The following is a 7,801-nucleotide window of genomic DNA, read 5'->3' on the forward strand; positions in this document are numbered from 1 at the left end:
TTGGCAGATTCTCTTTGATTCTTCGCTGGTATTTTGGTTTGATGCTTGCTGATATTTGGGGCTGCCTTAAAGGTCGATCGCCCGGCTGAGGTAGATGATGCTTTCCTTCAAGTAGTCGCGCCCATAGTCCATGGCGTGGCCGTGTCCCGGCAGGATGGCCAGGTTGACCTGGTGGCCCGCGCCAGCCAGGAATTCGCTGAACTCATAAACGCTGTCCAAACTGGTCAATTCCGCCACCGAATTGAACATGAGCAGCTTGCCTAAGGCACCATAGTCATAGCTGGCGGCGTCCATTTTTTCCAAGACGGCTGGATCCTGCGTGCCGGCATAGGTCAGGACAAAGTACTTGTAAAAAGCATCATTGATCGCCTGGGGCTTGGTCAAGCCCAATTCTTCCTTGGCATGGAAGGATGGGGTGACGTCCGGGTGCTTGGCCATCCAGCTGGAGTAGTCAAGCGGGGCTGACCAGGTAATGGTCGGAAAGCCGTACAGGCCTGCCAATTTCAAGGCCATCGTCCCGCCAACGCTGGACCCGATCTGGGCGATGTGCTGCTGGTCGTCTTCATCCGTGTATTCTGATTCAAGGAGCCACTGGACGAAGTGAACCGCGTCGTCATGAGCGGCTGGGAAGTGGCTGGCCGGCGCCAGGCTGTAGTCAGGCACGAAAGTCATGAAGCCGGCATTGGCCAGGTCGATCCCCACGTCACGGACGCTGTCCTTGCTGCCGCGGAACCAGCCGCCCCCGTGCCAGAAGATCAAGATCTTGGTCTGGGAGCTGGTATCGTTGGGATAGTAGATGTCTGTTTTCAGGCCCTTTTGCGGGTCATAAAGCACGTTTTTTCTAGTGACTACCATTGTCATCGATCCTTTCCTTGAACTTGTTTTTCTGTAAATTATTATATACTAAATTTCATAAAAGCACGGCCCTGAATGCAGTTATTTTTACTTGCGGCAAAAAGGAAGATTTGGTTAAGAATTGGCCAAAAAGCCCGTGGACAGTAAGCTTCTGCTAAAATTCCTTTTAAGAAAAACGGGCATCAGTGTGCTATATTATCATTGAATAGCCAAAAGCAAGCAGAAGGGGGATGCCTATGCGCCTGTCAAACCAACAGACCCGGAAACTGATCAATATTTTGACCGTGGTCTCCTCAATCATCATCGTGATCCTGTGCATCTACTGGTACAAGCTGGGCATCTTTTCCAGCGAGGCCAAGATGGAGGCCTACCTGGCCAATAAGAAAGTCGTGGGTCCGGTCGTCTTCGTTTTGATCCAGATCATCCAGGTCGTGGTCCCGATCATCCCCGGCGGCATCTCCCTTTTGGGCGGGGTGGTCTTCTTCGGCGCGATTCCCGGCTTCATCTACAACTACATCGGGATCGTCATCGGCTCCTTGATCAACTTCTTTCTGGCCCGCTACTACGGGAAGGCTTTTATCCTCCATATCGTGAGCCAAGAGAGCCTGGACAAGTACGCCAAGTGGACCAAGAACCAAAAGCAGTTCAACTGGTTCTTCGCGATTGCCATCCTGGCCCCGGTCGCGCCGGATGACCTCTTGTGCCTTTTGGCGGGCTTGACGGAGATGAAGCCTTGGACCTACTTTTGGATTATCGTCCTGTGCAAGCCCTGGACCATCGCGGCCTACAGCCTGGGTCTGGTCTACGGCTCGCGCTGGCTGCTGAAGCTGGTGGGCAAATGATGATGCAAGGAGAAAGAGTGTACCTGCGCCCCTTTGAAGACAGCGACGCGGCCAAGCTTTTGGAATGGGGGCAAAATTCCCGCTACCACGACCTGGCTGGCTTTGCCCAGTACCAGAACCTGGGCCAGGCCAAGCAGGCCGTGCGCCAGTACCAATGCCGACCTTATTCCTATGCCATCTGCAAGAACGGCAGCGACCGGCCAATTGGCTTGATTGAGCTCTACCAAAGAGATCTGGTCTCCATGGAAGTAGGCTTTCTGCTGGATGAGAAAGCAGAAGGGCAGGGCTACATGACGGAGAGCCTGGACCTGATTCTGCGCTTTGCCTTTGCCGACCTGCACTTGCAGGAAGTCTGGGCGGGCTGCTACGACGGCAACCTCAAGCCGCAGAAATTATTGCGGAAATTTGGCTTTACTGAAAAATATGAAGTTGACTACCGGAAAATACCACCTTTTTTTAATTTTTCCGCCAAGTATTATTTGCTAAAAGCAACGCAATGGCATAGAATATAGACAAACACGAAATCCTAAGACCACTGACAGAGAGTCCGCGCAGGCTGAGAGCGGATGACGGTCGCTTCCAGATTTCATTTAGTGTGGGCAATTAATAGTTGCACGGCCGCGGCACCGTTATCGCCGGTCAAAGTGCGGTCCGCGCCTGGCGCGGGCTGAAACTGGGTGGTACCGCGAACCGTGCGCCGATTCGTCCCAAGCAAGGGACGAGTCGGCTTTTTTTTATTTATCGGAGGTTATTAAATGCTGGATATTAAGGTCATCAGAGAAAATCTTGACTGGGCAAAGGAAAAGCTGGCTACGCGTGGCATTAAGCCAGAAGAATTGGACGAAGTCGTTGCTATCGACGCCAAGCGCCGTGACGCGATGGTGCAAAGCGAAAACTTGAAGGCGGAAAGAAACAACGTTTCAAAGAAGATCGCTGAAGCCAAGCGCAACAAGGAAGACGCCAGCGAGGCAATCGCCAGCATGCGTGAAGTCGGGGCTAAGATCAAGCAGCTTGACGCGGAAATCGAAGACCTGGCTGAAAAGCAAGAATACATCATGCTGCGCCTGCCAAACTTCCCAGCTGACTCAGACCCAATCGGTCCTGATGACAGCTACAACGAGGAAGTTCGCCGCTGGGGCAAGCCAAGAAAGTTTGACTTCGCGCCAAAGGCGCACTGGGACTTGGGGGCAGATTTGAACATCTTGGACTGGGATGCTGCCGCTAAGGTCTCAGCTGCCCGCTTCGTCTACTACAAGGGGGCCGGCGCCCTGCTTGAACGGGCCGTTTACAACTACTTCCTGGATGAGAACACTGCCGAAGGCTACACGGAAGTGATTCCGCCAACTTTGGTCAACAACGACTCAATGCAAGGGACTGGCCAATTCCCGAAGTTTACTGAAGACGTCTACACCATCGTTGAAAACGACGACCCAGAAGTGCCACGGAACCTGACCCTGATCCCAACCGCTGAAGTGCCATTGGTCAACTACTTCAGAGGCGACATCATTGACGGCAAGCAATTGCCAATCAACGTGACTGCCTTGTCACCAGCCTTCAGATCAGAAGCCGGCTCAGCTGGCCGTGACACCCGGGGCTTGATCAGAATGCACGAATTCCGCAAGGTCGAAATGGTCAAGGTCGTTAAGCCAGAAGAATCATGGAAGGAACTGGAAAAGCTGACCCACAACGCTGAACACCTGCTGCAAAAGCTGGGTCTGCCATACCGCGTCGTTGCCTTGTCAACTGGCGACGCTTCCTTCACTTCAGCCAAGACCTACGACCTGGAAGTCTGGCTGCCATACCAAGACACTTACCGTGAAATCTCATCATGCTCCAACTGTACCGACTTCCAAGCCCGCCGCGCGCAAATCCGCTACCGCGACGAAGACGGCAAGGTCAAGCTGACCCACACTTTGAACGGGTCAGGTCTGGCTGTTGGGCGGACGGTTGCCGCTATCTTGGAAAATTACCAAAACGAAGACGGCACGATTACCGTTCCAGACGCTTTGGTACCTTACATGCACGGCATGAAGAAGATCACTCCAGAAGTCAAGTGGCACTAATTTGCCAACGATGCAAATATCAAAGAAGAGGACTTAGGTCCTCTTTTTTTGTGCCCTTTGAAAATTTTTGGGAAAAAGCGTAACCTTTCCGAAAAAATGTTGTCTATATTGGTAGAGGACGAAAAAAAGCCTCTAAATCATGAAAAGGATGGATTGACATGCAAGAGACGGAGATAATCAGCTTGTTCTTTGCCAGAGACGAGCGGGCCCTGGCAAAGAGCGAGGCGGAATACGGCGCTTACTGCGCCGCGATTGCCCGCAATATCCTGGGGGATGCCGAAGACGTCAAGGAGTGCGTCAACGACACCTGGCTCAAGGCCTGGGATACGATCCCGCCGCAAAAGCCCCGCAGCCTCCTGGCCTACTTGGGCAAGATCACCAGAAACGGGGCGATCAACATGCTGCGGGCCGCTGACCGGCAAAAGCGGGCGGGGGCCAAGTACGCCCTGGCCTTGGATGAACTGGGGGACATGGCTGACGAGCAGGCTGAGGTCAAAATTGCGGCCAGCGAGCTCACGGCCACGATCAATGACTTTTTGGCCCAATTGCCAAAGGACAAGCGGATTATCTTCGTTCGCCGGTATTTTTACATGGACGCGATCGCGGATATCGCGGCCGCCAATGGTGCTACGGAGTCCAGCATCAAGACGGCCCTTTACCGGATGCGGCAGAAACTGGGAACAGAGTTGAAAAAGAAAAAGTATTTATAAAAGTTGAGGGAACAGACCATGAACAAGCAAGACTTAATGGATGCAATGAGCGGGATCAAGCCGGAATTTATCGCTGAGGCCCAGGAGCAAAGAGGCAAAAAGCCCGCAGCCAAGCCGCTGCCGCTTTACAAGAAGCCGGGCTTCCGGCGCAATTTCGTCAGCGCGATCGGTGCCCTGGCCGCTCTGGCCATGCTCAGCGTGGCGCTGCCAAACAGTTCGCCGCAAGTGGCGCAGGCAATGGCGAAGATTCCAGGGATTGGGGCCTACTTCAAGCTGGTGACCTTCCGCGACTATTCCTATCACGGGAAGAAGCAGGAAGCCAAGATTTCCGCCTCGCATGTGGAGGTGACGGGGACGGAAAACGACCAAGCCCAAAAGCAGGCCAACCAGGCCGCCAAGAGCATCAACCGGGAGATTACGGCGGAAACGGACAAACTGGTGAGCCAGTTCAAGCAGTCCTTAAAGTCCAAGGGCTACAAGTCAGTCACGGTCAAGACCAGCGTGGTGGCCAACACAAAGAAGTGGTACACGGTGCGTCTGACGGCTGCGGAAATCCAGGCTGATTCAGCTGAGACGAACAAGTACTACGTCTTGAGCAAGCAGACCGGCAAGCGGGTCGAGCTGGCAGATTTGTTTAAGGCAGGCAGCCACTGGCAACAGGCAATCAGCGAGAACATCATCTCCCAGATGCGGGCAGCCATGAAGAAGGACAAGAACAAGTCCTACTTCATCAAGGCTGACGGCGATCCGGACGGCTTCAGCCGGATCAAGGACAAGCAGCAGTTCTACTTCAACCAGCAGGACCAGCTGGTGATTGCTTTTGACCAAGGGGTTGTTGCGCCAATGTCCATGGGCAGCCTGAAGTTCGTAATTCCGAATTCAGTGGTCAAGGACCTGTACCAGGCAGGCAAGTAAAATGGCCAAAAATTGTGATGTGTTTTTAGATGTATTTGATGTAACTGTAAATTATTAAAAAGAAATATAGTCAAAACGGGGGAATAGACTCAGACCAGCAACGAAGAGCCAGAGGGAAAGCAGAATTAAATATAGATATTGAATAAGTTGGATATAGAAAAATAAATAAAAACAGCGTATAGATAACTAATACAAGACGAAAAGCGTATACTAGAGCTAGAGCAAAAGTGTTAACTACTGTTAACTACTTGAGAGATGGAGAGTGGGAAATGGCATTGATTGCGATAGCTTTGGTCGTCGTGTCGGTTATCGGCCTGGTTTTGGCCTCGAGCGACAAGGCCTTGAAGAAACGAAAAGGTGGCAAGCTGCTGAAGGTCGTCTCTTGGACCGGCCTCCTGGTGGGGGCGGGACTCCTTAGCCTGGGGATGTACCTGATCTTGCAACTGAATGTCTAATGGAGCAGTCAGAAGAAAAATAAAAAAGATAAAAGAAAGGCAGCCAGCTCACGCGAGCTGGCTGCTTTTTGTCATCTAGTGGCGAGCAGCAGATTGTACACGGCCCCGTAGAGGTTGGCGTCATTGCCAAACTTGGCCAGGGCAAAGCGCGGCTTGGTCAGGGTCTTTGCGATGATGGGGCTGCTCTTTACCAATTGGTCGTATTGGCGCTGGATGCTGGGCAGCAGGGCCGGCTGGGCACTGATCCCGCCGCCGAAGACGTAGTCTGACAGGTCAACGACCGACTGGATGTTCAGCACCATCTTAGCGAGGTCGCTGCAGTAGCGGTCGAAAATTTCCGTGGCTTGGGCGTCGCCAGCGTTGATTTTGGCAAAAGCGGCCAGCCCGTCGGTCAGGTCTTCCGCCCCGCAGGCTTCATTGACCTGGCGGATCATGCCGACCGCGGAGCAGACCGCCCCATTCATAGTTGGCTGATCGCGCGCGGCCAGCATGAAGCTGAGCTCGCCAGCTTGAAAGTGGGCGCCGTGGAGCAGTTGCCCGTTTAAAATGATCCCGCCGCCAACGCCAGTGCCCAGGATCAGGGCCGCGCAGTTCTTTTTGCCAGCCAGGTTGCCCATCCAGTATTCAGCCAAAGCCGCGGCCTTGCCGTCGTTTTCAATTGCCACGGCCAGGTCCGGGAAGTCTTCATGAACGCGGCTGGCGACGTTCAACCCATCCAAAAAAGGCAGGGCCCCGCCAAAGTGGACCGTGCAGGTCTTGAGGTCGATCTTGCCTGGCGCGGAGAAGGCCACGCCGCGGATCTGTCCTTGGTACTTGGCGATGATGGCCCGCACCGCCTGCCAAAAGTCATCCAAATTGCTGCTTGGCGTTGCCTCCTTGTCATGCTCCAGCAGCTGGCCCGACCGGTCAAGCAGGCCGTACTTCAGGTTGGTGCCGCCAATGTCAATTGCCAAATACTTGTCGCTCATGTTGCTTTCCTTGCTTTCTGTCTATTTCTGTAAGCGGTTAAACTGCCCTTATTGTAACCAAGCCCGCCGCAAAATTCCAGGCCAGCTTTTGGCCGAAAAGTGGCTTTTTTTGATCTGGTTGGATTTTTTGTAAAAAAATTGCCGTTTTTTAATCCGCTTTTTGACCTTTTTCCGAACTATTTTACAGAAAAAACACCAGACTATGGGAGAAAGCTTAACGAATCCAAGCCTGTCCCAGGCACTTGCGAACACAACGCTTCCTGGCGTATACTCATTGATCCGAATGAAATCGCAAATTTGACGAACGGAAGATCATGAGTATACTAATATTTGTTGCCGCGCGAGACACGAAGTTCTCACGGAGGCGCGAAAAATAAATCAAAAAGCTTGTTGACAAATTCTCAACAAGTGAGTAAGATATAAAGCGTTGCGTCGCCGAAAGGCAAGCAACGGTTGGTACTTTGAAAACTGAACAAAGTTTCGCAGTGTGCGGGTTCAAGTTTACTTGAATCCAAACAAATAAGCGAAGTCAATTCGCAAGCAATAATCTGGAGCAGATTAAAAAGAGCTCATTTTCAAAATGAGAGTTTGATCCTGGCTCAGGACGAACGCTGGCGGCGTGCCTAATACATGCAAGTCGAGCGAGCTGAATTCAAAGATCCCTTCGGGGTGACTTGTTGGACGCGAGCGGCGGATGGGTGAGTAACACGTGGGCAACCTGCCCTAAAGACTGGGATACCACTTGGAAACAGGTGCTAATACCGGATAACAACGACTTTCACATGAAAGACGTTTGAAAGGCGGCTTTTAGCTGTCACTTTAGGATGGGCCCGCGGTGCATTAGCTAGTTGGTAGGGTAACGGCCTACCAAGGCAATGATGCATAGCCGAGTTGAGAGACTGATCGGCCACATTGGGACTGAGACACGGCCCAAACTCCTACGGGAGGCAGCAGTAGGGAATCTTCCACAATGGACGCAAGTCTGATGGAGCA

General features: G+C 52.6%; 8 protein-coding genes and 1 rRNA gene. 7 read left to right on the forward strand and 2 right to left on the reverse strand.

Annotation, left to right across the window (positions count from 1 at the left end; genetic code table 11):
- Positions 1 to 66: 66 nt before the first annotated feature.
- Entirely contained in the window at positions 67 to 855 is a 789-nt protein-coding gene (locus FYJ62_RS05635) for an alpha/beta hydrolase fold domain-containing protein (RefSeq protein WP_154548630.1), read from the reverse strand.
- Positions 856 to 1,091: 236 nt separating this feature from the next.
- Between FYJ62_RS05635 and FYJ62_RS05640 the strand changes: the two genes are divergently transcribed.
- From FYJ62_RS05640 to FYJ62_RS05665, 6 genes are all read left to right on the forward strand, one after another.
- A complete protein-coding gene (locus FYJ62_RS05640) occupies positions 1,092 to 1,697 on the forward strand; it encodes a TVP38/TMEM64 family protein (RefSeq protein WP_195837401.1) in 606 nt (201 codons plus the stop codon).
- Positions 1,697 to 2,209, forward strand: a complete 513-nt coding sequence (locus tag FYJ62_RS05645) for a GNAT family N-acetyltransferase (protein WP_195837403.1) — start codon at positions 1,697 to 1,699, stop codon at positions 2,207 to 2,209. Before FYJ62_RS05640 ends, FYJ62_RS05645 begins: the two co-directional genes overlap by 1 nt.
- A 243-nt stretch (positions 2,210 to 2,452) precedes the next feature.
- Positions 2,453 to 3,760, forward strand: a complete 1,308-nt coding sequence (gene serS / locus FYJ62_RS05650; protein ID WP_154548614.1) for a serine--tRNA ligase — start codon at positions 2,453 to 2,455, stop codon at positions 3,758 to 3,760.
- A gap of 158 nt (positions 3,761 to 3,918) precedes the next feature.
- On the forward strand, positions 3,919 to 4,470 hold the full coding sequence (locus tag FYJ62_RS05655; protein ID WP_154548616.1) for an RNA polymerase sigma factor: 552 nt from the start codon (positions 3,919 to 3,921) through the stop codon (positions 4,468 to 4,470).
- Between the two features lie 18 nt (positions 4,471 to 4,488).
- Positions 4,489 to 5,385 (forward strand): RsiV family protein, encoded by an 897-nt coding sequence (locus tag FYJ62_RS05660; RefSeq protein WP_154548618.1) that lies wholly within the window; start codon positions 4,489 to 4,491, stop codon positions 5,383 to 5,385.
- A gap of 269 nt (positions 5,386 to 5,654) precedes the next feature.
- Positions 5,655 to 5,840 carry a hypothetical protein gene (locus FYJ62_RS05665; RefSeq protein ID WP_154548620.1) on the forward strand — a complete coding sequence of 62 codons (186 nt, stop codon included), beginning with the start codon at positions 5,655 to 5,657 and terminating at the stop codon, positions 5,838 to 5,840.
- Positions 5,841 to 5,911: 71 nt separating this feature from the next.
- Here FYJ62_RS05665 and FYJ62_RS05670 read toward each other — a convergent pair whose 3' ends face one another.
- On the reverse strand, positions 5,912 to 6,808 hold the full coding sequence (locus tag FYJ62_RS05670; RefSeq protein ID WP_154548622.1) for an ROK family protein: 897 nt from the start codon (positions 6,806 to 6,808) through the stop codon (positions 5,912 to 5,914).
- A 576-nt stretch (positions 6,809 to 7,384) separates the two neighbouring features.
- On the opposite strand from FYJ62_RS05670, the gene FYJ62_RS05675 reads away from it, so the two are divergent.
- Positions 7,385 to 7,801, forward strand: a 16S ribosomal RNA gene (locus FYJ62_RS05675); the annotation flags it as partial.

The organism is Lactobacillus porci (genome assembly GCF_009695985.1).
In the GTDB taxonomy this organism is placed as follows: Bacteria; Bacillota; Bacilli; order Lactobacillales; family Lactobacillaceae; genus Lactobacillus; species Lactobacillus absianus.

Coding starts and splice junctions, on each gene's coding strand:
- FYJ62_RS05635 (WP_154548630.1), bottom strand. CDS start 855: ATGGTAGTCACTAGAAAAAACGTGCTTTATGACCCGCAAAAGGGCCTG.
- FYJ62_RS05640 (WP_195837401.1), top strand. CDS start 1,092: ATGCGCCTGTCAAACCAACAGACCCGGAAACTGATCAATATTTTGACC.
- FYJ62_RS05645 (WP_195837403.1), top strand. CDS start 1,697: ATGATGCAAGGAGAAAGAGTGTACCTGCGCCCCTTTGAAGACAGCGAC.
- serS (WP_154548614.1), top strand. CDS start 2,453: ATGCTGGATATTAAGGTCATCAGAGAAAATCTTGACTGGGCAAAGGAA.
- FYJ62_RS05655 (WP_154548616.1), top strand. CDS start 3,919: ATGCAAGAGACGGAGATAATCAGCTTGTTCTTTGCCAGAGACGAGCGG.
- FYJ62_RS05660 (WP_154548618.1), top strand. CDS start 4,489: ATGAACAAGCAAGACTTAATGGATGCAATGAGCGGGATCAAGCCGGAA.
- FYJ62_RS05665 (WP_154548620.1), top strand. CDS start 5,655: ATGGCATTGATTGCGATAGCTTTGGTCGTCGTGTCGGTTATCGGCCTG.
- FYJ62_RS05670 (WP_154548622.1), bottom strand. CDS start 6,808: ATGAGCGACAAGTATTTGGCAATTGACATTGGCGGCACCAACCTGAAG.